Below are 26,240 nucleotides of genomic sequence, written 5' to 3'. Positions count from 1 at the left end.
GTTGCACTTACCACCCGTGCGATCGCGATCGAAACCCTCAGATGGTGAACCTTTCAGCACTTATTCAGCAAGCCCTAAATAAAGGAGCTAGAATTTTAATATTTTGGGATGGAGCGAGTTATCATAAATACGGAGAAATGCGAGATTATCTGAATGAGGTAAATCAAGATTTAGCAAAATCTGAATGGTTGATAAAATGTGAATTATTTGCACCTAATGCACCCGAGCAAAACCCTGTAGAAGATATTTGGCTTCAAGGCAAAAGATTTTTGAGAGAACACTGGTATTTATGTAAGTCTTTCCCACTTATTAAAAATTTATTTATGCTGGTAACTCATTGTCAAGTTTTTGATTTCCCCAAGTTATATATGTATGACTTTTTTGTTGAAAAGCCTGAATTAATATCAACTTAATCATGATTATTGAAGCCCGATTAGTTTGCAACTGATTTAGGATTGCTATATTGCTCAATGATATCCTTAGATCGTACCAACGCTTGCCATCGATTGTGCGAGCACGCCTAGCTGCCGTGCACGGCTGTGGTGCAACTATTATCGATCGCCCGCAACTGTTATCGATCGCCCGCGACTGTTATCAATCGTCCGCCATTATGATCGATCGGGTGTGCCACACCAATCGAGGCGACAACTTATTAATAATGATAATCGCTAGCGATTATCATTATTATTCAATTATATTTATGCACAAAGGGGTATTGACAAAATCTACTCCTTTCTAACTTGTTACGAATGCTCCCCACTCCCTACTCCCCATCATAAGGAGTGCAACCGGAATTGATATCACTTCTATGGGTTTGTGTCCAAAAACAAAAACCGGGCAACTTCAAAGCTACCCGGCAATCCAAACTTGAGACTTCAGACTAATCTAAAATCTCAAAGCTAAAATTCTTAAACAGCCACAGTCTTCTTAGCAGAAGAGCTCAATTCGCCCTTAGCATACTTAGCTGCAAAATCGTCCAAAGACACTTGCTTAATCTTTGTACCGTTACCGGCGCAGCCGAAAGAGTTGTAGCGATCGCTACAAACCTTCTGCATATACTTGATCGACGGCTTCAAGAAGTGGCGGGGGTCAAACTCGTCGGGCTTAGCAAACAAAGCTTCGCGCACCGCAGCGGTAATCGCCAAACGGTTGTCAGTATCGATGTTGATCTTGCGAACGCCGCACTTAATACCCTTTTGGATTTCTTCCACAGGTACGCCGTAGGTTTCGCGGATTTTGCCGCCGTTGTTGTTGATGATTTCCAGCAAGTCTTGGGGCACAGAAGAAGAACCGTGCATTACCAAGTGAGTATTCGGCAAGCGGCGGTGAATTTCTTCAATGCGGCTGATTGCCAAAATTTCGCCAGTCGGCTTGCGAGTGAACTTGTAAGCGCCGTGAGAAGTGCCGATCGCGACTGCTAGAGCATCAACGCCGGTTTGCTCGACGAAATCAACAGCTTGTTCGGGATCTGTCAGCAACTGATCGTGAGAAAGCGCGCCTTCAAAGCCGTGGCCGTCTTCTGCTTCGCCCATCCCTGTTTCCAGAGAACCCAAGCAACCCAGTTCGCCTTCAACGCTAACGCCGATCGAATGAGCCACTTTCACCACTTCGCGAGTAACTTCAACGTTGTACTCGTAGCTAGCGGGAGTCTTAGCATCCGCTTCCAGAGAACCGTCCATCATCACGCTGGTGAAACCTTGGCGCATGGCAGAATAGCAAGTGCCGGGGGCATTGCCGTGGTCTTGGTGCATGGAAATGGGGATGTGAGGATAGGTTTCAACTGCTGCCAAAATCAGGTGGCGCAGGAAATTTTCCCCAGCGTAGGAGCGAGCGCCGCGAGAAGCTTGCAAGATCACGGGGCTGTTGGTTTCGTCAGCAGCGCGCATGATCGCTTGGATTTGCTCCATGTTGTTGACGTTGTAAGCCGGTAGGCCGTAACCGTTTTCAGCCGCGTGGTCGAGCAGCAGTCGCATAGGTACAAGCGCCATAGATATTCCTCCTAGTTATTTGTGGTTTCTAAACAGTGGATTTTGGACAAGTTCAATTCTTACGACAATCTTAAGACAATTTGTAGCCGATCGCGCATTATGTTTCCAGATTTCAATTTAGCCTCAAAAAATCCACATTGCCCAACAAAAAACTCAGGCCAACCCCCAGGGATTGTCCTGAATTTTTTTTGAAAGCTAGAATTAATTCTGCCTTCTACTTTTTAGCTTCTGCCTTGAAAAATGGGTCGCCCGGGATTTGAACCCGAGACCAATCGGTTAAAAGCCGAATGCTCTACCGCTGAGCTAGCGACCCGCTCAAACATTGTTTCCGCACACAATTTCTAATAGTAGCACCCATCTATTGAAATAGCAAGTCTTTTTCAAAAAAAAGTTGCAGTCATGCGAACCAGCATCTCGCAAGTCGCTCCCGGCTGCAAATAAATCAAGTGTTCGCCAGTGTTGAGCGCATTTCTAGGAGCCGTCCAAGGTTCCAAACAGTAAAAATCCTTGTCCTTAACCATCCACAAAACCAACTTCCCGTAGCTGGAGTTGTAACTGAGGGTGAGCCGCAAGCCCCGAGCCGCGTCAGTGACAGTAGCCGCCAGACCAGTGAGTTCATCAAAGGAAATATCAATTTCATCCTGCGTGTGGTCAAAAACCCCGGTGAAATAACCCTTGGAGTGGGTGTTCCGATCTCTGTACTGCATCCCGGGAATCTCAAAGCGGAGCTGAGATTTGTCCGTCGCCAAAAAGTAGGGGTGCAAGCCGCTAGAAAACGGCATGGGTTCGGCAGACCGATTTGTGTATTGCTGAAAAATTTCCAAAGAATTGCCTTTAATCTGATAAGTGAAGGCTAGTTGGAAATCAAAGGGATAAACAGCCAGCGTTTTGTCGCTGCTGTCGAGAATCAGGGTCAGAGCCGCACCGCCCTCGGTAACTTGTTCGCCTATCCTCCAAGGCAAGTCGCGAGCAAAGCCGTGCTGTTTGAGCTTTCGCTGCACTCCCTTGTGGGTGTAAGTATTGTCGGGGAGATTGCTGCAGATGGGAAACAGGATGGGAATCCCGCCACGTACAGTTAGATCGGGATTGGCGAACCGTTCCGCGTCCAAGTAGAAGATTTCTTTGCCTTCAACCAACCAGCTAGTGGCAATACCGCCCCGTTCCGGCACAACTTCTAGACAGGAGTTAGCGGTTTCGTCGGAGAGGATATAGGTTTTGTACTGCTTTTGCTTGAGCGCGATCGCAAACACATTTGTCATCGGTAGTAGGTCATCGATCATTGGTTGTCAGTAAATCGGTCGTTAATAATTGGTCGCTGGTATGTTGCTGTTCACCCATTACCGACCCTTTCCTCCCCCTGCATCCTTGCTTCGACCCCACCGGCTAACCAATGCTCGCAGCTATAGGAGGCAGGGCGATCCGCTGCTTGGAGCGATCGCTGCTTGTGCCTGGAACGCTCTTCGAGGTCGGCTGCTCTTTGACAGCGACTTTGAAAGATAGATGCCGAGTTGGGGGAACATAGCTTTGGGGGCCAGGCACCACTCCTTGACTGGGAGATGGGGGCGAAATAAACGGTTCTTTGATGAATGGCTCTTTGGTAAACGGCTCTGCTTCCCGGCTGGGATTTTGAGGTGGAGTGCGGTAGATGCGGGGCGGCAAATCTTGACTCGGGGGCGGGCTTGACTCAATTGCAGGCCCCGCCCCGTTCTGGAACAATGAGGAGTTGTCCGGCTGTTTGGGGACAGCAGGCAAAGCCGGCAAAATCGGAGTAGGTTTGGGTTGTCCGGTGCCTGGTATATTGCTTTCTCCGGCGGGGACTGGAGAACCGGGCCCGGGCCCGTAGGTATCGCTCTTTGCTGCTCCTGGCAATGGAGAATTTGGAGTCTTTGGTGCTGTTCCTGGGTTGATTTGGGCATCGAGAACTACAGAAGATCGCATCGGCCGATCGAAAATACTAGAAATTTGCTCGACGTGTTTGAGGATGCGATCGGCCGCGGCTCCCTTCACCACCTGCGGCTGAAACTTTGTCACTTCCACGGGCAAAAATTCTACCTTCATATTCCTGTCTTTGAGCGATACTTTCAGGACTGCGGTATCGTAATCGCTGCGAGCATTCCCGCCGAATATAAAATTACCCAGCGAGTAAACAATCGGGCGGCCCTTGTAAATTTCTGCACCTTGCAAGACGTGGGGGTGGTGTCCCACTACCAAATCTGCTCCTTGGTCGATCGTGAACCGAGCCAAATCTATCTGCCAGTCCCCCGGATAATCTGCCAATTCGACTCCCCAGTGGTAATTAACAATAATCCAGTCTACCTGACCCCTGAGAGCTCGAATATCCTCTGCCACCCGATTGTTGCGGCGGGGGTTAGTGCCGGCTTTTCCTTGGTCGGCGGCGTGAAGGTCGGTATCGTAATAACCGAGGTACGCAATCCGATGACCCTTAACCTCAATAATATCTGGACGCCTCGCTTCTTTAATATTTCTGCCGGCTCCCAGATGCTGAATCCCAGCATTATTTAAAGTATTTATAGTCTCCACCAGCCCCGGTTCCTCGTAATCCATAGCGTGGTTATTTGCCAGATTGACAATATCCACTCCTCCTGCTGTTAATACTTTCACCAATTCTGGATTGGCTTTAAAATTTAATTGTTTTTTGCCAGAGCCCAAGGTAGAGCGAGTCAGGGGGTTTTCTAGGTTAACCATCGCCACATCTGCTTGCCGATACTCGTCCATATTGGCGAAAGCCCAATGGTAATCGTTGCCTGCAGATGCTCCGATCGCATCCAATAGATTCACGTTTCCTCCGAACATCAGCGTTACGGTTGGGTCGTAGGGATTGGCAACCTGCTTTTGTTGAATTACAGGTACTACTTCTAAGGCCGCTTGCACCGAATCCGGACGTTTTGGAGGCGGCCCCATTACTGCTGCTTGCTGGTACGGGGATACTGGGGATACTGACCGCATGGCCAGAGCCTCGTGGTAGCTGACCCAACACCCTAAAACAAATGATGCAAGTGCCGATCCTACTAGCAGCAGAGAACGATACGTTTTAAATTTAACCCAATCGACGACCAGTAGGGAACGGTAACGCCGCTGCCGGCGGTTTGCGGGAGTGACAATTCGCACTGACTGTTTCCAGAGAATTTCTGGTTCCCCAGCCAAGCGCGCGTGAATTCGCACCCCTTCTACTGCTGGCGAGTTGAGTCTCCAAATTTGGTGGCAAATAAATTTGACTAAGCCTTCTCGGAGAGTGCTCCCCAGTAATGTAGTGTCTGACGCAAATTCGCGCTGGAATTCTACTAGGATTTGGACGCAGCCGGCTTGAGCCTGTTCGACGCGGGCATAAATCCCTTCGGGTCGGAGCAAGCTGTCAATCCAGTAATTCAGGGCTTGAAAGTTGCCCGATCGCGCTAGCTCCAAGATAGACGGCTGCGACCACTTTTCTGCGTACACCATCAATTAGCCTCCTTAACACGCTCGAGCGCTGACTCCAATTTGTTTTGAACGGAACCGCAATTCTTTTAGCTTAACCGCCACAGGTTCCGCTGCCCGTTTTGAAGCTAGTTGTTGGCCGCCACCATTTTCTACATTTAGGGGCTGTCTGCTGTCAGTGATTTTTATCACACTTCGGTCTGTCGATTTGAGATTTGAGATTTGAGATTTGAGATTGTCCAAAGGCTTTACTGGGGGCTAAAACTAACGTCCAAACTAGAGAGTTCTGCGCGACTTGAGTTTTCCAGCTCTGTATCCATCTTTGGATAAGGTCAAGTTTATGATTGCAGTTGGGTTGGAGTCAAATCATTTGGCAAAAAAATTAATGTTGGGCGAGTTGAAGGGCTCGATTTGAGATTTAATATTGAGTCAATACAGTGTACTGGGCGATCGAAACTAAGGTCGAACCTACAGGTTTCTGGGCGACTTGAGGCCTCAGAGAGCGAGCTTTCTGAGGCAGAGTCTGTTTTTATTATCGCTGTTTGAGCGATCGCTCCGTCAAGTCCTGATTATTCGATCGATAGTGGCAAATGCCTCCCGCGAGGGATGCCAATGGCTGCACAACCTGTAATTGGATAAATGGCGTACTAGATAGATTTGGTGGTAAAATCAAATTTGGTAACTCCCATCGTTACCAAATTTGCGGAAAACGTGAAACTGGTCAGCCGATCGGACTGTGCCTTCCGATGTAAAACCCAAAGTACGTTACTGTACTGTAAACAGGCAATCTTTTTGAGCCAATACACTGCGCAGGAGAACTGACAAATGCTACAGCGCAAAATCTATCAACTCTGTTGTGATGGTCGTGAGGTTTCTATTTTTCTTCGAGATCAGCAACGTTGGATAGAGCGCGCTCGTATCCTAGATATTGAAGGGGATCTAGTCACGCTGCGCTACGAAACCGACGAAGAAGACGAAATCAGCTCTTGGGAAGAAATGGTGCGTCTCGAAAGTATTGGAGCTGTGTCCCAGAAGTTGGCTTCGGTGTCGAGAACTAACTGCGAACCCCTTGTTTCTGACGATTGTCCCGAAGCCGAACAAATTCGCAATCACTACCCGGACTCGAATTTGGAATAGTTTCGCTCTCGCGCTGGAGGGACAGGGAAAACTTGGGGGAAAAGAAAACAACTTTTCTCCCTTTTTTTTGGAGGAATTATCCAAAAAATCCGGTTTAGCCCAAAAATATTCTGGTTGTCACTAAATCAGCTATTTTGCATTCATAGCAGAAGGAAGAAGGAAGAAGCTCCTTAAGGGGAAGCTGAGCGGGCAAACAGAACGAAGAAGGAAGAAGCAGCAGTAACAGCAAGGGTTTCAGCGATTAAGAACGTCCTAAACGTCGGGCGCGGTTGCTATAAATTTAAGCTTGACGGCGGGCTTTTCTACCCACCCCACAAAAGCTGAAGTACACAGTAGCTGACAAATTCAACGCGCGACAGCTTACCGCTGCTTAAACCGGGTGTTTTGCCTGGGTGCGTCGAGGACTGTTCTTTTGTTTTCTTTGCCTGCTAGCTGGTTTGGAGGTGTCCCGGCAGGTTAAGTAGCAGGACACAATTAATTACACAAAACTATGGGCTACAAGCCTTGTCTAGTAAAAAATTAGCAAAGAATCAGCGTGTAATTAATTCTGTCCAATTACTTATTAGCCGTCTGTTTCTGCATCTAGGAAAAGTTCGGACTCCGGTATCGCTTCAAACACCGGACAGAAACCGTCGGGAGTAACTTTAAACCCAAACAAAGCACTGGACTGGTTCCAACAGCGCTGGCCGCGGTAGTGCTGGCAATTGCCACAGCATTCGAGGTTGGCCTGAACGGCGCTGCCTTGAAAAAGCAGTTCTCGCTGGGAGATGCCGCGCAGTACCAGTTCTTCACCTTGCCAGCGCGCTTCTACCAAACCGGTATCGGCAAAATTGGCCCACCGAGGATCGGCTGTAATCGGACTCGGCAAGCTAATGGCTACCTCTGTCCCCAATTCGCTGAGTTCTCCCTCATAGTTAGTTTCCGGGATAGCGGGCTGCAAAAACATTTCCCCGATCGGCAGTTCGACAAGTGTTCCGGCAGCCGGAGTGTGCAACTGGTAGCGGTTTCGCAGCTCGTCCAAGTTAGCCAAGTCAGCCAAATACGCAGGGGAACCGTGGATCAAAATTACGTGCTGGGGACGCAAATTGTGGATGAGCTGGGTAGTCCCCGGGCCGTCGCAGTGTTCGGCTAGCAGATAAGTTTCGACGCTTCTGACTCCTGATTGGGGCGAGTTGCCCAGCCAGTCCCTGACGGGATATCCGGGTTTTTGAGGTGCGAGCAAAATCCAAGGATTGGTGCGATCGGCAACGTACAAAGCCAAATCAGCAATTTGATCCGCAATCACAATACATGGCGTGGAACCCAATCCGGGGCGCTGTTCGGCAGACAGCCTGCGGACGCGGGGTTTCACCCTTTCGTCCCAAAACAAAGGTTGGTGCAGAGCAAAATTTTGGACGGCGGTGGGAAATTGGGGCAGCAGTTCCAGATAAGCGTCGCACCCGTCGGCGACAGTGCCGTCCACCCAAATATCCAAGTCGCGGCCGGTGAAGTAGTGGTGACTGCGAAGCAGCATCAGCAGTTCTTGACCCAAACCGATCGCCGGCGAGGGCAGCAGTACCGAATACCCGTCGGCGATGGCGTGGTGGATGCGATCGGCTAACTGATTTTCCAGTTGTCGGCGGTGAGGGTGGCGCGCCGTGCCGTAACTGCCTTCGACAATTAGCACGTCCGGCTTCATGCCCCTGAGTTCTCCCAGGGGCAAACCTTCCACCAAACGAGAATTGGACAGAAAAAAGTCCCCGGTGTAAACCAGGGTGTAGGTGCGGTGGGAGGCCGCATAAGTCAGAAGCACGGCCGCCCCTCCAGGCAAATGGCCCGACGGGAACAACTGCACGCTCAGTCCCCGGCGCAGTTCCACCGGGGATTGCCAGGGCAGTGCCTGACAGAAATGCGACTCCGGCTGCTGAGCCAGAGACGGCCAGTTGAGCGGTAGCAGTCGCGCTGTCACTTCGCTGGCGTAAATTGGCAAGTGGGGGAAAGATTGATGGAGTGCTAGCAAACCTCTGGCGTGGTCGGAGTGGGCGTGGCTGCACACCACGAAATCGGCTGGCAGCGATCGATTTAGTGTCGCTGACAGGGGTGAGACATCCTCTACACCGCAGTCGAGTAAAATGCGGTGCGGCCCCATTCGCACTAGCAGACAGACCCCTTCCTGTGCGTGGCCTGCGCCGTAAGCTAAACAATCGAGATCCATCACTGCGGTTAGCTCCCTCCTTTGCGCGAAACTTGCAGTATCGCCAGATTTCAACATCGATAGCGACTGCATTCATTCGATCTAGTTCAGTCCCGGACGCAGAAACCGGGTTTGATGGACGAAAAGACTTTGTTACCGCCCTCGCTCCCGGTAAAAAAAATCCGGTTTATCAAAGTTATGGTGCCTCAGCCCTGGAGTTAAATGTTTGCTCGCAGGCTCCGGCTTCCGTGCCAGGAAAGTAATTGCACTTAAAATTTGATGCACGACCGGGAAAGCGATTTTCCGAAGGCATTAGCCCTGGGGCAAAAGGCTTTGGACACAGTTAATGCTACTGGTTCTGGCATCAAAAGTTACATTTTATTGCACCGTGTAAGAGCAGTGAACTCGATCTCATATTCTGAGTTTTAAACCTTTTTTCACAATTTGCGCCTGCTAAAAGCTAGTCTTTTTTATGAGAAGATTTTAATTCAGCAGCCCAAAGATGTTGACAAAACTTTACAAATCTTCATCTCTCGGGTTTTGAGGGCGGTGTATAGTCCAATAATCAAAACCTGAAGAACCGGAATCATGGAGCGTCGCTGCTGCTGTCAGGGCAGATAGCGACTTGATGAGTTCAATCGGTCTCTTTGTAAAAGTTTGATACATTATTCTCAGCAAACCTTGTGGCTATCCAGGAGAGAGTTTAAATGGCTTTTGGACCTGCATCTCAATTGGGCGTCGCCCTATTTGAAGACACAGACCCCGTTCAGTTGTGGCCCGGACGCTCGGATGAGGAAGCCGCAACCGTGATTCAAGCAGTGTACCGACAAGTTTTGGGCAATGCTTATGTGATGGAAAGCGAACGGCTTGCTGTTCCCGAATCGCAGCTAAAACGCGGTGAAATTAGCGTCCGCGAGTTCGTGCGCCAAGTGGCAAAATCGGAGCTTTACCGCTCCCGGTTTTTTGACACTTGCCCGCGCTACCGCTATACCGAGCTGACTTTCAAGCACCTGTTAGGCAGAGCTCCTGACGGCTACGACGAAACAAAGTATCACAGTGGCATCCTCGATACAAGCGGCTTCGAGGCTGATATCGATTCCTATATCGACAGCGACGAGTACCAAAACGCTTACGGGGAAGACACAGTGCCGTATTACCGGGGCTACAAAACCCAAACAGGTAAGAACATGGTTGGGTTTACCTATATGTTCCAACTGCTGCGGGGTGCTTCCAGCAGCGACTTGAAAGGCAGTTTGGCCGGCAAGAATCCCAAACTGTACAAGCACGTAATTCGCGAAACGCCCCTGGCCGTGATCGCTCCTTCGGGCGGCTCGAACGGCTGGTCGTTCCAAGACTCCCCCAGTGGAGCTCGGACTCGTCACGGAGCAGGTGCTGGCGAGGAAGGCAAGGTCTACCGGATCGAAGTTACGGCTTATCGATCGAATGTGGTCAACCGCGTCTCTAAATTCCGCCGCAGCAACCAAGTCTATCTGGTGCCTTTTGACAAATTATCCCAAGAGTACCAGCGGATTCACCAAATGGGCGGCGTGATTGCTAGCATCACACCCGTGAGCTAGGCAACAGCAAAATGTCTGGGTAAGGTGCGCGCCGGGCCGCGCACGCTACTTGACTGGGTAAGGTGCGCGCCGGGCCGCGCACCCTACTTGACACTTATGGCAGATGAAATCTACTAGGGGGATTCAACTCAGTAGAAAAGCTGATTTTCAAAGGTTTTTTATCCACGGAATAAGGATGGGGAGACAGTAAAAATGGTCAGTACAGCACCAGCAGTAAAATTCGGAATCGATGCTTTTTCGGGATCGCCAGTTGAACTGTGGCAGACTAGCGGTTTGGAAGAGATCCAAATCGCGATCCGCGCAGCCTACCGGCAGGTTTTGGGCAACGCTCACGTAATGGAGAGCGAGCGTTTGACGAGTGCAGAATCTCAGTTGTGCGATCGTAGCATTTCCGTGCGCGACTTCGTGCGGGCGATCGCCAAATCAGAGATGTACCGCGCCCGTTTTTTTGAAACAGCTTCTCCTTACAGATTTGTCGAACTCAATTTCAAACATTTGTTAGGTCGAGCGCCTCAAGATCAAGCGGAGATTTCCGAACACGTTCGCATCTACAACGAACAAGGTTACGAAGCGGAAATTGACTCTTATCTTGACAGCAAAGAATATCAAGAAAACTTCGGCGAAAATACCGTACCTTTCTACCGCGCTGCTGTCAGCCAAGTCGGTCAAAAACAAGTCGGCTACAACCGGATATTTGCTCTGTTCCGCGGTCCTGCGGAAACGGACAAAGAGAAGCAATCTCAGCTAACTTATGCTGTAGCAACTAACAGCAGCAGCAAGATTGTGCCGCCGATGTCTGGAGGCCGTGCTGGTGGTTATGCCGACGCTACTGAAAAGATGTTCAAGATTGTGGTGCAAGGTGCGAAGTACAACGGACCTCGCCGCCGCAGCACAGTTGAGTATATTGTTCCCGGAAACAGAATGACGCCGCAAATTCAGCGGATTAATCGGACGAGCGGCCGCATCATCAGCATCACCGAAATTGGGTAATCGATTCTGAGTAATTGGTAAGGGGAAATGCGTAAAAAAAGAGGATGAAGAAGAATGAATTCTGAATTCTAAAATTTAAATTGCCAATTACCAATTACCTGAATCGTTACCAGTTAGTAACTACAAAATTGATGGAAAACTAGGAGAAAATCAAATGTCTTTATGGGCTGTGGAATCGACACCAGTGGAAATGCGACCGAATGCTACAGAAGATGATTTGCAAACAGTGATTCGGGCTGTTTACAAACAGGTCTTGGGCAATGCACACTTGATGGAGTGCGATCGACTCACGAGCGCCGAATCGCTATTGCGCAATGGCGATATTAGCGTTAAGGGTTTTGTAAATTTGGTAGCCAAATCTGAGCTGTATCGATCGCTCTTTTTTGAGTCGAACTCTGCGTATCGGTTTATCGAACTCAATTTTAAGCATTTGTTGGGTCGCCCACCGGCGGATCAATCGGAGATTTCGCAACACGTTATCACTTATAACGAGCAAGGATACGACGCTGAAATTGACTCTTATCTCGATAGCAACGAGTACAATGCAAATTTTGGCGAGAATACTGTTCCGTATCCCCGCAGCACTCGCAGCCAAGTTGGCAGCAAAAATGTTGCTTTCAATCGGATGTTTGCTTTGTACCGCGGCGATGCTAGTAGCGATGCGGGATCTCAGGCAAAATTGATTGCCGATGTAGGTGCTAATCTCGCCACTAAAATCAAATCTCCTGCTAGCGGTTCCGGTGCTTACAGCAATACTGGCAAGCGTTTTCGGATCTCGGCTGTCAAAGGCACGGGTGCGCGGAGGAAGGTGAGCAATGTAACTTACGAAGTGGGTTACAGCCAGCTATCTCAGAACATTCAGTATATCAATAAAAGCGGGGGAAAAATCCTCAGCATTACTGAGGTTGCTTAGATTGGTCATCGATCGTCAGTTATTGGTAATTGGTCATTGACTAAGTACAAATAACAGTTGACAGTACGGCAAAGATATGCAATGATACGCGGATGAAAATACTGTTAAATCAGTATTGAATCCGTGTATCTGCGTTAAAGACTCCAACTTAAAAATGGCGTTTTTGATTGGTAATTTTTAATTATTTGCCCAATTCCTTTCCCTCTTCCTTATTCCTTTTGCCTTCAATATAAAATGAACTTGAATGAATTTATCGAGCGTTCAATTGGCAAATGGCGATCGCAACGAAGCGCTCACCATTTAGCATTCAGTCACTTTGAGGAAGTTCGTTCTAGAATTGAAATTGTAGCTCTGAAGGCGGACGATCCAGAAGTAGTTGAGCTTTGTCAATCTTACAATATCGATCCGGTGACGGCGGCTCATCCTTTTCGGATGAGTTGGGAGGGGGAGTCGGATTGGGACGAGAAAGAAGTGCTGCAAGGAAGTTGCGTGCTCGTACCGGTGCCAAATGCAGAAAATCCGTCAGAAGGCAAATTGCTGCGCGATCGCGGGTATGCTGAGACAGTGCCTGCTGTGGGTCGCTACCAGTTGACAGAAGATGGAACTTTTATTTTAATCACAGAGTACGATCGGGCCGCTGCTGAAGAGCGAATTTGGTTCGGCACTCCCAATCTGCGCTTCCGCGTTTCGCTGATCAAAACAGGCGACGGTGCAGGTGTGACCACGGCTTCTTTTTCATCAGAAATCCGCTGTTTATCCTCTAATTAGTCATCAGTCATTAGTCACGGCTCATGGGTAATTACTTATTATCAGTCATCTGTCATCTGTCACAAATGCAGGAATGTACTAATGACTTTTTTTCTTCACGCTTGACTTCTTTTGTTAACATCCATCGGTTAAATCTTGTACGCTCCTTCGTTGGGGGACTTACTTCTTCCTTCAACTTCCCAATTATCAATTACCAATTACCCAATGACAAGTGAACTTATCGCCCTAGCTAGCTGGATGGCCGGGCATTTTAGCAACCAAAAGCAGGCAAGTGCCAATCCGCAAAGTTACGCTCACATTCGGGTTTTTTTTCGACCTTTACCCTTTGAGTTTTTTGGCGGAATCGGTTTTTATTCGGAACAGGTTTATGACTACGATTTGTGGAATCCGTACCGTCAAGGAATTCACCGACTCGTCGAACAAGAAGGTCAAATTTATATAGAGAATTACGGCCTAAAAGATGGTATGCTATATGCGGGTGCAGGGCGCGAATTAGATATTCTCAGGACTATTAAGCCGGATTGTATTGAACGGCGCTATAACTGTTCTATGATATTTAAGAGAGATGGCGAAATGTTTCGAGGAAGTGTGGAGCCGGGAGAAAAGTGTTTGATTAATCGCAAGGGGTGCGAGACTTATTTAGTCAGCGATGTGGAATTGACAGAGCATACTTGGGTAAGTTTAGACAGAGGAATGGATGTTAATACTCGCGAGCAGGTTTGGGGTTCGACTGAGGGGCCTTTGCTGTTTGAAAAAGTCGAAAGTTTTGCTAACGAATTGCCTGTGGCCACATTAGTTATGTGAGAAAAACAGTGAAAAAAACAGTGAAAAAAACTGAATGTTTAATATATTATGTTGCCGCCATTAGCTAAAAAAAAAATGGAGTGCTGGATTCGGAGCCGGCACTTGATTTGTTCGGGAAATTTTTTGATATTTGAAACGTTAGAATATCCTACTATTGAAAGTTTTGGGGAGTGCATTGAGAGTTTGGGGGGGACTTTTATTTGCGTTCATCCGATTAATAAGGTTTGGATTGGCAATCACCGAAAAGTTATTTTGTATCAGGCTAAGGCGAGTTTGCACGCTCCTGAATACGAGCTCAAACAATACTGGATTAAATACGGTAGTTTTTATACTAGGTTTGATGAACGCTGTTAGGGAAAAGAGTTACCCCCTTGATGATTCGGAGCTTGAAATCGCTACTGCACAAGCTCTCGTCCGAGCAGAGGCGGACTAAGAAATACAGGGGGTATTTAACGCGGATTTTGTATTCCTTCTTTCTAATGACTGATGACTTGTTTTTGAATTATTTGCTGCAAAACTTCGGGGGCGACGCAGCGGCGTTCGGAACTGTAAGTCATTAAGTTTATTCCGTTCATCATCCTCACTGTGCTGACGCGCACGCGGAAATCGTCGGTGATAAACCAGCAGCGTTCCTGACCTTGATTTTTTTCATATTCAGTGTCGATTGTCAATACTCCATCGGCAGCAAAATTGTATCTGCCGATAACTGGTATTCCTTCTACATAGCCTTGGTTGCGGAGAAATTTTCCAGATTGCGGATTGTTTGGCTCGGGAATATCTACTAGAATTGCTGCGTAATTTGGGTTTGGTTCTTTGTCTTTGGCGTCGAGGGTTGTCTGCCACATGAATGTAGCTCCGCCGACGGCTAGTGCTGGATCAACTCCTTGTTTGTCGCACAGTTCTTGGATTTTGGGGTGGTCTTTTTCCATGACTTGAATGATGAGATTTGATTCTCCTGACTCGTCTGCGGCGGCATCGAAGTGATGGACTGAACGCTGCGAAAACCAGGTTCCTTCGCTTTTGCGAAAGAAGTCCATCATTGTCATTGGCGGTTTAATTTTCATAGCGTTTGTGACCTTTGCTGATTTTTTACCAATTAGGTTTTCTCGATTTTACTAAATTTTATAAATTTTGATTGTAAAGTTTAGTAAGGGATGCCCAGAGTAGTTCTGGTCAAGGTATGATAATTTGAATTGAAGTATTTTTTTTAATGAAATGGTTAATTTAAAGATCGATCGCACAAATTCCGATTCGGAGATTTTACGGACTTTGAAGTCGAGGCAAAGTTTGGCAGGGGCTGAGTTCCCGGACGCTGATTTGAGCGGGATTGAATTGTACGATAGCGATTTGAGCGGTGCAAACCTCAGCGGTGCAAACCTCAGCGGTGCTAGTTTAATTGGCGCTAACCTCAGCGGTGCTAATTTGAGCGGTGCTAATCTGGTTGAGGCTGATTTGCGGGGCGCTAATTTGCAAGGGGCGATTTTGAAGTCTGCTGCTTTGCAAAACAGTTGTTTGTGCAGGGCTGATTTGCGGAATGCTAATCTGAGCGAGGCTGATTTGAACGGCTCGAAATTGCAAGTTGCTCTCTACGACTCGCTGACAGTTTGGCCCTCGGGTTTTAGATACAAAAGTTGCGGGGCTGTGGGGCCCGGAGCTCTGTTGAGCGGGGCTTTTTTGAATACGGCTAATTTGCGGTTTGTGGATTTGAGCGGTGCTAATTTGCTGGGCGCTTACTTGAGCGGGGCTGATTTGACTGGTGCTAATCTGCAAGGTGCGGGTTTGAGCGGTGCTAATTTGCGGAGGGCTTTTCTGACAGGTGCTTGCTTGCGGGATGCGCGGTTAAATGGTGCGGAATTGCAGGAAGTTGATTTTCGAGGGGCTGATTTGACTGGTGCTAGTTTGGATCACGTTACTAGCATTGAAGGTGCGGATTTTACTGGGGTTCGGGGACTTGGCGAGGCGGTGAGGGCGATGCTTTGTCACCGGAGTTCGGAGGAGTTGGATAGTTGGAATTCTTATACTAGAACTACTACTCGCGAAAGTTTGAATTGCGAGACTGTTTAATTGTTTGGTATGTTGCCCTTGAATAGTACCCGATCGCAATTCAAACTGAAATGAGGAGCGATCGCACAAACCCGGTTTTATCGCAAAATCGGGTTTTTAGATTTGGCATTAATGGCGAGACTTGGTAGCGCGCCGACAACCAATAACACCTGTAATTGACACCAGCCTCAACGAGCGATCGTTTTCGAGGACAAATATTCTCTAGGAAAAAAAGTTGACATCAGTCGGTCATAGAAAGTAAAAATAAATAACAGCCATAAAAAAAATGAGGCTTTATGTTTAATTCGCGATCGGCGACCGGCAAGTATGGCATTGATAAGTTGCTATCCCTAAAACAATTTCGGCTAAAATACATCCGGTAAAATACGGAGTATCTATGAGTTTTTTGCAATCTAAAATCAAAATCTAAAATCTAAAATGGCATAACTCATGGCAACAGCTATTCTCGACCTGGAAATCTCGAAACTCCCGCCAGAAATTAAGGTTGAGGAGCGTTACAGCAAAGCCTTAGTTTTAATTCGACTGCACGGAAAACCGATCGGGCAAGCTCTGTTATCGCTAGTCGGAGGTCGCACAGACGGCTCCCAATTGCGGGAAACACTGATAAATGCAGCGGGCGAGAACCTTTGGAAAAATTGGCTCTACGATGCCCTCGCATGGGATGAACGCGGGCCCGTGCAGGCAATGCCGATCGCCACAGTAGCAGTTTGCACGCGCGATCGCCCGGAAGATTTGCGGCGCTGTATGGACGCGCTGATGCAGCTCCCAGACGACGGTCAGGAATACTTGGTAATTGACAATTGTCCCGCTACGGACGCTACCGAGGAACTAATCAAAAATTACCCAAAAGTCCGCTATGTGCGCGAAGACCTACCGGGCTCCAGCGCTGCCCGCAACCGAGCTTTACGCGAAGCTAAACACGAATTCGTAGCGTTTACAGATGACGATGCAGTACCCGATCCGAACTGGCTGCGATCGCTCTTGCGAAATTTCAGCGATCCCCGAGTTATGTGCGTTACGGGGCTGGTGATGCCCTTGGAACTGGAAACAGAAGCGCAAGAATGGTTCGAGCGCTACAGCCCCCACGGGCGGGGCTTTGAGCGCCGATTTTTTGACGGGGCGCACTGCAACCCTCTGGTTGTCTATCTGGTGGGGGTTTCGGCAAGCATGGCTTTACGCAAAAGTTCGATCGACTTTATAGGATTGTTTGACGAAGCTTTGGGCGTGGGGACGCCGGCTAAATGCGGGGAAGATCACGAACTGTATGCTCGGATTCTCACCGCTGGCTACCGCATTGTTTACGAACCGAGAGCCCTGAGTTGGCACCGCCACCGACGCGATTGGGAAGACTTGCGCAAAACTATGTACTGCTACGGAGTTGGAGTCTACGCTTTCTGGACGCGGACTTTGGTGAAAAATCGCGAATTAGGGGTGGTGCGATTAGCTTTGGGATGGCTGTATTCCAAGCAAATTCCTGAATTATTTGCTTCTTTGCGGAAGCAGCCGGATGCGATTCCGAGCGATTTGCTGTTGGCTCAACTGCGGGGCTGCGTGAGTGGGCCGATGGCTTATTTTGCTTCTAGGAAGTGGTTGCAGGAAGTTAAAGGGAAGAAGTCAGCAGTCAGCAGTCATTAGTCAGTAGTCGGAGGGAAGACTGTTTTAAATTTCCAATTACCAATTATCTTTATTCAGAACACGGAAGTCACGCATACACGGAAAACTGTTTTTTTCCTCTTTCTTCTTTCTTATTCGTTCTGAATAACAACCAACAACGGATCACTAATGACTGATGACTGATGACTTCAATGTTCCAATAATCAATTCAATATGAATAGAGAAAATCCTACAGTTAGCGTAATTATTCCCAGTCACAATCGATGTTCTTCGCTGCGGCGAGCTCTTGATGCTTTGCACTCGCAGACTTATCCGATCGACCTAATGGAAGTTATTGTAGTCGCAGATAGCTGCATTGACGATACTTTGGCAATGCTGCAAGACTACAAAGCTCCGTTTAAAGTGCAGGCGATCGAGGTAAATTGCCGGAGCGCTTCAATAACCCGCAATACCGGAGCAGCTTCGGCTACCGGGAAATTGCTGCTGTTTCTCGATGACGATATCGAAGCAATGCCGCCCTTGGTGGAAAGCCACGCCCGGGTTCACCGAGAGCGTCCGGGCTGTGCTGTCATCGGCCCCTATCCGCCTAAGTTGCAGGGAGAAACTAGATTTTTTGGCGTAGAAGTGCGAGCGTGGTGGGAAGACAAGTTCGATCGGATGAGCCAGCCGACTCACCGATTTACTTATCAAGATTTGCTCAGCGGCAACCTTTCTTTGGATGCAGAACTGTTTGCTCGTCTCGATGGCTTCGATGCGACTTTCGGGAACGCCCGGGAAGATTACGAGTTTGGGGTGCGTTTGCTGAAAGCTGATGTACCTTTTGCTGTAGCGGGGGATGCTGTTGGTTATCATTACGAACATGAAACGAATAATCTCGATCGCTCTTTTGGCCGAGCTCGTCAGGAAGGGCGATCGGATGTTTTGATCGGCCGCCGACACCCGGAACTTAGACCGATACTGCCGGTAGCACTCTACGAAACTGCTGACTCGTTGGTAGATAAAATTGTGGTGGCGGTCACGTTTTTCTGGCCGGCTGCTGTGGATTGGCTGGCCCTGGGACTGAGGAAATCTCTTGATTTACTCGAAAGCTTGCGGATGCGGGGAACTTGGCGGTGGTTGCGGCCAAAATTGCGCGGTTATTGGTATTTGCGGGGTGTCATCGATGAGTTGAAAAGTCGATCGGCTCTTTCTAGTTTTATGCAAGAAGGAACGGCTAGCGGCGATTTGGGCAGACATGAAATTGAAATCGATTTGCAGGAAGGTTGGGAAGCAGCAGAACGAATGATTGACGAGCAAAAACCCGATGGAATTTACCTCCGTTACGGTGAACTGTCAGTCGGTCACGTCACTCCCAAATTCGGTGTAGAGCCACTGCGGGGCGCTCACTTGCGATCGATTCTAGCGCTTGACTTTGCCGAACCACTGGCTCGGGCGATCGCGGTTAAAGGTATGCCCAAAAGTGCAGCTCATGCTGAGCCTAGTTTAGTTGACAGCACTCTTCTTCAACATCTACAGTTATTTACAGTATTGGACAAAAAACAACTAAAAAATCCTTCCTATAACTGACATAATTAGGCTGGATCGGCAACCGAAAATAGAGGTGTAATGAAGCATTGAAGTAAGTCTAAATAAATAGAGATTAAAGCTTAAAAACACAAAAATCAAAAATGGTAATTATGGCAATAAAATTGATTGAAGCTGATTTTTTAGAACCAATTGCTGACAAGCTGACCCAGGTGCCGACTCAGAATTTGGTTAAGATTCAGCCATGGGAGGCATCCGAGCCACAACCTCAGATAGCTGCAGGAGGTGTGCGGTGAGAAATGCGGGAACGCTGCTTTATCGGCGCAAAATGGCTCATTGGTTTGATTTGCTGCGGGTGTTGGTCGATCGCGATATGAAATTACTTTACAAGCGATCGACGTTGGGGATTGCTTGGACTTTAATCAGTCCGCTGTTACAGTTGGCTGTATTTTCCTTTTTGTTTCGCTCTGTCGTACCGCTGAATATTCCCAAATTTTCTTCCTTTGCTTTCAGCGGTTTGTTAATCTGGAGTTGGTCTCAAACGGCATTATTTAAATCAACGGGATTAATTACCACTAATAAAGCACTAATCAGGCAGCCAAATTTCCCCACGGCAATTTTGCCAGTAGTCACGACGATGACAGGGCTAATTCACTTTGTGTTAGCTTTGCCGGTGTTAATTATTTTTCTGGCAATAGATGGCGTTCATCTGAATTCAGTGCTACTTTTGTTGCCGCTGCTGATGATTATTCAGTTTTTGTTGACAGTTAGTTTTGCTTATCCCCTTGCCGCTTTGAATGTCACTTTTCGCGACACTCAGCACACTTTGGGAGTAGTTTTGCAGATGATGTTTTACCTAACTCCAATTTTCTACGACATCAACAGCGTACCGAAACAATTTCAGATGTTCTATTACTTAAATCCCATGGTGTCGCTGATTGAAGCTTACCGCGCCATACTTCTCAAAGGTATGCAGCCGGATTGGCCTGCTCTGTTAATTTTGAGCTTGGTTGTGGCGGCTATTTTGCCCATCGGACTGGGAATTTTTAGACGGCAAAGCGATCATTTTGTGGAGGAATTGTAAATGCGTGAAGCAATTATTGTCAAGGGTTTGGGTAAGCGTTTTAACCGCTACTCTACGGCAAAACCTTATACGATTATGGAAGCCGCTTTGTCCGGTTGGTGGAAGCTGAAGCCGGAGGCTAGTTTTTGGGCGCTGCGGAATATAAATTTTACTGTTTCTCCTGGGGAAATGCTGGGAATTCTTGGCAAGAATGGCGCGGGAAAATCAACGCTGCTGCAACTTGTCGGCGGGATCGGTCATGCTGACGAAGGAACTATTAAAGTTAATGGCAGAATTGGCGGTTTGTTAGATTTGGGTGCGGGTTTTCACACGGATCTAACGGGTAGAGAAAACGTGTTTGTGGGTGCAGTGGTGGCCGGTTTGACTCGCCGGGAAGTGGCGCGCAGGTTTGACGATATAGTGGAATTTGCAGAGTTAAAACAGTTTATTGACAGCCCGATGCGGACTTACAGTACGGGGATGAAAATGCGGCTGGCTTTTTCGGTGGCGGTGCATACCGATCCAGAAGTGCTGTTAGTTGATGAACATTTGTCGGTTGGTGATGTGGCTTTTCAAACTAAATGTTTGAATAAGATAACTGAGTTTAAGAATCAAGGATGTGCGATTGTTTTGATTTCTCACACCGCGTCGCAAATTCAGAAAATGTGCGATCGGGCTTTGTGGCTGAAATCAGGTGAAATCGTGGCTTATGGCGAACCGGAAGTGGTAGTCGGTCAGTATTTGTCAGAAATGCGATCGTCCACACCAAATCGTACTCCACTGCGTGCTGGTGAAGCTACGAGTAGCGGCTCGTCACAGCGAGGTCATCAGAATCGCTTCGGTTCTTTAGAAGTAGAAATTACCGATGTTCAAGTGTTGCCAGATTCAGAAATAGATAGCGGTGATGCTATTAGCATTGAAATCTATTATTCGGTGTCGCAGGAAATTTCGGCTGCTATTTTTGCCGTGACAATCAGCAGGGATGATGGTCAAAGTTGTTTTGAGACTAATACTAATCAAATGGGCAGACTGCTGCCGCTGGTGAAAGGGAAAGGTAAAATCCGGCTGCAAATAGACAGGCTGGATTTAGGAAACGGTCAGTATTACGTGAATGCTGGGGTTTACGAGGAAACTTTGGCTTACGCCTACGATTATCATTGGCAGGTTTATCCGCTGTACGTGCGATCGACTGTAAACCAAAAAACGATTCTTTGTCCGCCGTACCGCTGGGAATTTGAGGGCAAAATGCCGCTTTTGGATTTAGCCGAACCAGCCGCTGCAACTTATAATTTGGATAAGAATAATCCCGGCTACGCCAAGATTTTGACTCAGTTGGAAAACAAGCAAAAACCTGACTTTTTAATGATTGGCGCTCAAAATTGCGGCACGGAATCTCTATACAGCCATCTTGAAAATCACTTGCAAATTATCAAAGAAGGTTCCCGGGAAATTCACTTTTTTGATTTAAATTTTGAGCGCGGTGTTAATTGGTATAACAAACAGTTGACTCGCAGTGTAGCCGGTGAAAAGGTGCTGCTGTGGGAAATGACTCCTTACTATATTTATCATCCTTTGGTGGCGGAGCGAGTTTACAAGTGTTTCCCCGATGTTAAGCTGATTGTGATGCTGCGAAACCCGGTAAAACGAGCGTGGATGCACTATCATTTAGAAGTGGCGATCGGCTGCGAAAAGTTGGATTTTGAAAAGGCGATCGCTTCTGAACCCGATCGACTCAAAGGTGAGATTGAAAAAATTAAAGCTGATGAAGGTTATTACAGTTTTAACCACCAGCATTATTCCTATTTGGCGCGGGGAATTTATGTAGAACAAATCAAAAATTGGCTCGACTATTTTCCTAGAGAACAGTTGCTAATTATCAAGAGCGAAGATTTTTACACACATACAGGCAAAGTCTTTTCAGAAGTATTAAATTTTTTGGATATTAGTGCGAGTCCAAGTAAAGAATATGAAATTAATCATGTCGATGAATACAGCAAAATGCCACCGGAAATCGAACAAGAATTGACTGATTATTTCAAACCTTACAATCAGGAACTTTCTGATTTGTTGAAGGAGGATTTTAGTTGGAGTTAGGAAAAGAGTTTTAAACGCAGAGAGCGCAGAGAGGAACAGGAATCATACCTCTTTCTTCTCTTCCTATGTGCCCTCTGTGCTCTCTGCGGTTCATAAAAAAATCTCATCCACAAACAATTTATCAAGTATAAAAATGAAACGGATATTTTTAGTAGGCTCTCCGAGAAGCGGCACAACCATGCTTCAAAGTTTATTGGCTGCTCATCCTCAAATTATTTCTTTTCCTGAATCTAAGTTTTTTCACTATTTACTGTACAAGAAGTTTGCGGGAAAGTTGCCAGGTAGGCTGCAAGCTTTTTTTAAGGATGAGATTTATCGCCCTGAACTTTTGCAAAATTTTGATGATACTCAAAGTGTAGGAACTAAAGTTAGTTGGTTTGTCGGAGTTTTGGATGGTTTGGCGGCGGAAAAAAACAAAAGCATTTGGTTGGAAAAAACGCCGGAACACATATATTTTATTGATGACATAGAGCGATTTTTACCGGATGCGAAATTCATACATATTTTGCGAAACGGTATGGATACAATAGCTTCTCTGCATGAGGCTACTAGCAGTTATCATGATTTGTGGGGGCCTGGTTGGGATTTAAACCACTGTATCGATCGCTGGAAACAGGCGATGTTAATTAGTCACAAATATGCTAATAAATCCAATCATCTATTAGTCAATTATGAGGAAATACTCGATAATAAGCTCAAAAAGTTAGAGGAGATTTGTCATTTTTTGGGCGTTGAATATGACGCTCAAATGCTGGAAGCTTATCAAGAAACAGCAGCTAGTCTCAGTTTGAATTTACCTTGGCATCAAGGGATTGAGAGAGAGGTTAAAAGTCGTAAGGTTCACAAATATCATAAAATTTTTACAAAAAATGAAATTAAATATATTTTAAATAAGATTAAGCGAGTCAAGGGTGAAATTGCTTGGAAAGTTACGGTAGAAGTGAGCGAACCAATTTTGGATATTTGCGCTCTTCCCCAAATATGCGATCGCCTGTGCTGTACGATCGAACTAGAAGGAATTAAACTCGGTATTCTTGAATTGCCCGTCTGCGATGGCACGGTTGTCGGTGCGGTGTTGGCGGATGCGATCGCAGCCCAGTTTGCTTGGCAAATTCTCGATCGCTTCTTTCAACGCAATCGCAGCGAAAAACGCAATAGATTGTGGCAAACTTTGCTGGAACCATTGCACAAAAAAAATGACTGGACGCTATTTTTGCAAGAATTATGGGGGCGTCCGCATTGGCATTTGCAGGATTTCTACAAGCCAGAAATAGCCGAAGAAGTGCCAACAATTACGCTCGAAAAAGATTTCATTGCTGTAGAAGTTAGCGAGGAATTGGCTAATATAAAAGTTGAGCTTTCTGAAATTGACGTGCTAGTGACAGTAGGCAGCGTTGCTGTCGGTATTGTCACTGTAGCGGTGGAAAATAATTTTGTTTCGGCTCAAAAATTGCGATCGACAATTACTCGAAATAGCGGTTTTGAGTTGTGCGTCGCCACGGTGCGAGAAGCTTTGCTGGGAAAACCGCTCAACGGCAAGCAATCGCTGCGATCGCGCTTAGCCTCTTGTGCTCGACAAAGGTCAAATTTGCCCGACAGTTTGAATGCAGCGGGTGCTGGCGGCATTTATCCGCCAAATGCGGTGATGTTCGGCAGGCGATCGGGTGCGATCGGGACGAGTGTCAGCCGCCGGGCAGCACTCCCGGCGGCGGCGCTGCGGGAAATCGCGTCAGCGGCGGCAATTGCGGGGGAAACAACAATGCAAATTGCCTCAGAAAACGAGTTTCCAAAGCAAGTATTTTACGCACCGGAAATTATTGGGCGAAAATCGCCGTATGGAGAAGTTTCTCACTCGGTGAAACCTCAAGTTTTTGACAATCATAGCCTTACACAAAGGCTGCCCATTCTCGCCTACCGCCGCATTTCTCCTGATGGTTTAGATGCAGTTACTCCCCAGGTTTTAGAACAACAGTTGCAGTATCTCAAAGACCGTGCTTATTATAGTGCAAGTTGGGAAGATTGGCGAAGTGCGAAACTGGATAAAACTCCTTTACCAGGTAAAGCTGTATCGATCACTTTTGACGGTGGCTATCTTGACTTTTTCCAATATGCTTGGCCTCTGCTAAAACGCTTTGATTTTACAGCGACTGTTTTTCTGGTAGCGGAGTCGATAGGAAAGACAAATAGTTGGGAAAAAGCCGAATTTGAAGAAGTGCAGTTAATGGGATGGCCGGAAATTCACCAACTGCGGGATGCAGGGATTGAATTCGGTTCTATGTCTGCTACTTATCAACCTCTAACTGCATTGTCGCCGACAGAAATTGTGCGGGAGGGAGCAAAATCCCGTGCTATCTTGGAAGGGGGATTAGAGAAATCTGTTAAATGTTTTGCCTATCCTTACGGGGATGTCGATCCAATTGTAGCCCATTTAATTGGAGCGAGTGGGTATACCTTTGGCGTATCATATAGGTCAAAATTTAGCAGTTTTGACGATGCTTTACTGTCGCTGCCGCGCCTTCAAGTTACAGCCGAAAAATTTTTATGGCAATTAGGTTTGTAGGGTGCGTCAGCCAGCGATATTTTTCCCACAACTAACCATCTCTCAACTGATATCAAATCTCTTAGCATCCTACTGGTACAATCCATTCAACAGTCAAAATCACGGAGGGTGCAACCGAAATCGATCTAATTCATCTGCGTTAATCTGTGTTAATCTGCCCTCATCTGCGGTAAAAAAAAGAGAATGTATTAACCGCTCCGGACAAGGGATTGACGCACATTCACACAGAGGTCGAGAATAGATATCTGAAGAATTCCGATGCTAAGAGATTTAATATCATGCCTGAGTGCAACCGGAAACGATATGACGCACCTTACAAGTGAAATTGCTTAATCAATCCCTTGATTTTCCGCTGCAAATAACCGCCTAACCCTCGGTAAATTTTCTCAAACTTATAATAAAATAAAATATCCATAACATCTTCAGTTTTCATATTCTTTAAATAAGAAATCATTTTATCTGTCAGTTCATCATTAACATCATCAATATATTTTCTCACAGCCAACCTTTCCGAAATATTCCATTTTTTATCAAACTTGCGGTGCATTTCCCTCTCATAATCCCGAAAATCTGAGATTTTACCCTCCAAATACCTTTGAATATATTTCCCCGCAATTTCCGCACCATCCATCCCGTGTCTAATCCCTTCGCCGCCCAAAAAATTTACTGTCGAGACAGTATCGCCGATCGCAATTATATTATGCTTGCAATAAATATCCTTCAAACCAGGACTGTACTTCAGTGTCGAACCGTGTTTGTCAATAATTCTATAATTTTTAGACTTCAGATATTCATCAATCAGTAAATCAATATATTTTTTCAGCGGTGACAAATGCCTCACCGTTTTCGGGTCTAAAAAAATGCGACCCGCACCAACTTTCAGCCTGTTTTGTTCCATTGGGAATATCCAGGAATAACCCTTCGGCATCCATTTATCGCCCAAAAAGAAGATTAAATCACCGCTGTATTTATGGTAAATTTCTGGTTCAACTTCAATTAAATATTCTATTCCGGTTCCCGACAAAAAATCAGGCTTATCCTTCTCTCTTTCGTACATGATCGCCCTAGCAAAGCCAGTAGCATCAACCAATACTTTCGTGCTAACATTGATAATTTGACCGTCGGATAACTGTTTAAACTCTACTGTTGTTTCGCCCTTGGCTTGTAAATGTCCGGTGTAGCGATAACCAAGCCAAACTTCACCGCCAAATCGCTCAACTTCGCCGGCCAAAAATGCTCTAAATTTAGCAAAATTGAGAACAACACCTAAGCTTTCGGGAGACTCCCAAGTTTGACTGACTTTGCTAGTTTCAATAGTTAGTTTGTGCCAAAAACTGCCGATAACGGATTCGGGTAAATCGAATTTAGAGAGGGTTTCTAGAGGCGTGGCGGCGCTGGAAAAGTCATTTTTATTAAAGTTGTCGTTTTGCTCTGCAAGCAAGACTTTGTGACCGGATTTGGCTAGGATTCTCGCGCAGTGACCGCCTGCTGGGCCTGCTCCTACTATTACTATGTCAAAACTTTTTAAATTCATTT

Annotated in this window: 21 protein-coding genes, 1 tRNA gene and 1 pseudogene; 15 read left to right on the top strand and 8 right to left on the bottom strand. The window is 46.8% G+C overall.

Annotated features, from left to right (window positions below; genetic code table 11):
- Together QUA80_RS16095 and QUA80_RS16090 are read left to right on the top strand one after the other, a co-directional pair.
- Positions 1–413 (top strand): annotated as a pseudogene (locus QUA80_RS16095) (hypothetical protein); the annotation flags it as partial.
- A gap of 95 nt (positions 414–508) precedes the next feature.
- Positions 509–739 carry a hypothetical protein gene (locus tag QUA80_RS16090; protein ID WP_333426073.1) on the top strand — a complete coding sequence of 77 codons (231 nt, stop codon included), beginning with the start codon at positions 509–511 and terminating at the stop codon, positions 737–739.
- 169 nt (positions 740–908) lie between these two features.
- On the opposite strand, the gene fba is transcribed toward QUA80_RS16090, so the two are convergent.
- The 5 genes from fba to QUA80_RS16065 all read right to left on the bottom strand — a co-directional run bounded on the left by fba (position 909) and on the right by QUA80_RS16065 (position 5,615).
- Positions 909–1,988: a class II fructose-bisphosphate aldolase gene (fba, locus tag QUA80_RS16085; RefSeq protein ID WP_333426071.1), complete on the bottom strand. Its 1,080-nt coding sequence runs from the start codon at positions 1,986–1,988 to the stop codon at positions 909–911.
- Positions 1,989–2,229: 241 nt separating this feature from the next.
- Positions 2,230–2,301: transfer RNA gene (locus tag QUA80_RS16080), tRNA-Lys, on the bottom strand.
- A gap of 67 nt (positions 2,302–2,368) precedes the next feature.
- Positions 2,369–3,238, bottom strand: coding sequence for an aldose epimerase family protein (locus tag QUA80_RS16075; protein WP_445302246.1), 870 nt, complete (start codon positions 3,236–3,238; stop codon positions 2,369–2,371).
- 133 nt (positions 3,239–3,371) lie between these two features.
- Complete coding sequence (locus QUA80_RS16070) at positions 3,372–5,447, bottom strand: CapA family protein (RefSeq protein ID WP_333426067.1); 2,076 nt, start codon at positions 5,445–5,447, stop codon at positions 3,372–3,374.
- A gap of 12 nt (positions 5,448–5,459) precedes the next feature.
- Positions 5,460–5,615: a hypothetical protein gene (locus QUA80_RS16065; protein ID WP_333426065.1), complete on the bottom strand. Its 156-nt coding sequence runs from the start codon at positions 5,613–5,615 to the stop codon at positions 5,460–5,462.
- A 633-nt stretch (positions 5,616–6,248) separates the two neighbouring features.
- Between QUA80_RS16065 and QUA80_RS16060 the strand changes: the two genes are divergently transcribed.
- Complete coding sequence (locus QUA80_RS16060) at positions 6,249–6,560, top strand: DUF6679 family protein (protein ID WP_006633466.1); 312 nt, start codon at positions 6,249–6,251, stop codon at positions 6,558–6,560.
- Between the two features lie 562 nt (positions 6,561–7,122).
- Here the strand turns inward: QUA80_RS16060 and QUA80_RS16055 are convergent.
- Positions 7,123–8,754 (bottom strand): MBL fold metallo-hydrolase, encoded by a 1,632-nt coding sequence (locus QUA80_RS16055; RefSeq protein ID WP_333426078.1) that lies wholly within the window; start codon positions 8,752–8,754, stop codon positions 7,123–7,125.
- Positions 8,755–9,440: 686 nt separating this feature from the next.
- On the opposite strand from QUA80_RS16055, the gene QUA80_RS16050 reads away from it, so the two are divergent.
- From QUA80_RS16050 to QUA80_RS16025, 6 genes are all read left to right on the top strand, one after another.
- A complete protein-coding gene (locus QUA80_RS16050; protein ID WP_333426063.1) occupies positions 9,441–10,310 on the top strand; it encodes a phycobilisome linker polypeptide in 870 nt (289 codons plus the stop codon).
- A 192-nt stretch (positions 10,311–10,502) separates the two neighbouring features.
- The gene (locus QUA80_RS16045) at positions 10,503–11,300 is read left to right on the top strand and encodes a phycobilisome rod-core linker polypeptide (protein WP_333426061.1); all 798 of its coding nucleotides are present in this window, start codon (positions 10,503–10,505) and stop codon (positions 11,298–11,300) included.
- A gap of 154 nt (positions 11,301–11,454) precedes the next feature.
- On the top strand, positions 11,455–12,213 hold the full coding sequence (locus QUA80_RS16040) for a phycobilisome rod-core linker polypeptide (RefSeq protein ID WP_333426059.1): 759 nt from the start codon (positions 11,455–11,457) through the stop codon (positions 12,211–12,213).
- Between the two features lie 234 nt (positions 12,214–12,447).
- On the top strand, positions 12,448–12,981 hold the full coding sequence (locus QUA80_RS16035) for a phycobiliprotein lyase (protein ID WP_333426058.1): 534 nt from the start codon (positions 12,448–12,450) through the stop codon (positions 12,979–12,981).
- 204 nt (positions 12,982–13,185) lie between these two features.
- A complete protein-coding gene (locus tag QUA80_RS16030; RefSeq protein ID WP_333426056.1) occupies positions 13,186–13,785 on the top strand; it encodes a chromophore lyase CpcT/CpeT in 600 nt (199 codons plus the stop codon).
- A gap of 48 nt (positions 13,786–13,833) precedes the next feature.
- Complete coding sequence (locus QUA80_RS16025) at positions 13,834–14,139, top strand: CpeR family transcriptional regulator (RefSeq protein ID WP_333343545.1); 306 nt, start codon at positions 13,834–13,836, stop codon at positions 14,137–14,139.
- 122 nt (positions 14,140–14,261) lie between these two features.
- Here QUA80_RS16025 and QUA80_RS16020 read toward each other — a convergent pair whose 3' ends face one another.
- Positions 14,262–14,849: a phycobiliprotein lyase gene (locus QUA80_RS16020; RefSeq protein WP_333426054.1), complete on the bottom strand. Its 588-nt coding sequence runs from the start codon at positions 14,847–14,849 to the stop codon at positions 14,262–14,264.
- Between the two features lie 151 nt (positions 14,850–15,000).
- Here QUA80_RS16020 and QUA80_RS16015 point away from each other — a divergent pair, with 151 nt between their 5' ends.
- The 6 genes from QUA80_RS16015 (at position 15,001) to QUA80_RS15990 (ending at position 24,704) form a co-directional block, all read left to right on the top strand.
- Positions 15,001–15,849 (top strand): pentapeptide repeat-containing protein, encoded by an 849-nt coding sequence (locus tag QUA80_RS16015; protein ID WP_333426052.1) that lies wholly within the window; start codon positions 15,001–15,003, stop codon positions 15,847–15,849.
- Positions 15,850–16,278: 429 nt separating this feature from the next.
- Positions 16,279–17,484: a glycosyltransferase gene (locus tag QUA80_RS16010; protein ID WP_333426050.1), complete on the top strand. Its 1,206-nt coding sequence runs from the start codon at positions 16,279–16,281 to the stop codon at positions 17,482–17,484.
- A gap of 192 nt (positions 17,485–17,676) precedes the next feature.
- Complete coding sequence (locus tag QUA80_RS16005; RefSeq protein WP_333426048.1) at positions 17,677–19,029, top strand: glycosyltransferase family 2 protein; 1,353 nt, start codon at positions 17,677–17,679, stop codon at positions 19,027–19,029.
- A 202-nt stretch (positions 19,030–19,231) separates the two neighbouring features.
- Positions 19,232–20,071 carry an ABC transporter permease gene (locus QUA80_RS16000; protein ID WP_333426046.1) on the top strand — a complete coding sequence of 280 codons (840 nt, stop codon included), beginning with the start codon at positions 19,232–19,234 and terminating at the stop codon, positions 20,069–20,071.
- Positions 20,072–22,144: a Wzt carbohydrate-binding domain-containing protein gene (locus QUA80_RS15995; protein WP_333426044.1), complete on the top strand. Its 2,073-nt coding sequence runs from the start codon at positions 20,072–20,074 to the stop codon at positions 22,142–22,144.
- Between the two features lie 133 nt (positions 22,145–22,277).
- Complete coding sequence (locus tag QUA80_RS15990) at positions 22,278–24,704, top strand: sulfotransferase (RefSeq protein ID WP_333426042.1); 2,427 nt, start codon at positions 22,278–22,280, stop codon at positions 24,702–24,704.
- A 313-nt stretch (positions 24,705–25,017) separates the two neighbouring features.
- Here QUA80_RS15990 and QUA80_RS15985 read toward each other — a convergent pair whose 3' ends face one another.
- On the bottom strand, positions 25,018–26,238 hold the full coding sequence (locus QUA80_RS15985) for an NAD(P)/FAD-dependent oxidoreductase (RefSeq protein ID WP_333426041.1): 1,221 nt from the start codon (positions 26,236–26,238) through the stop codon (positions 25,018–25,020).
- Positions 26,239–26,240: the final 2 nt, after the last annotated feature.

This window comes from Microcoleus sp. F4-D5 (assembly GCF_036704885.1).
GTDB lineage: Bacteria > Cyanobacteriota > Cyanobacteriia > Cyanobacteriales > Microcoleaceae > Microcoleus.
Note: the sequence above shows the minus strand (reverse complement) of the source record. Positions and strands in the feature narration are given on the sequence as shown.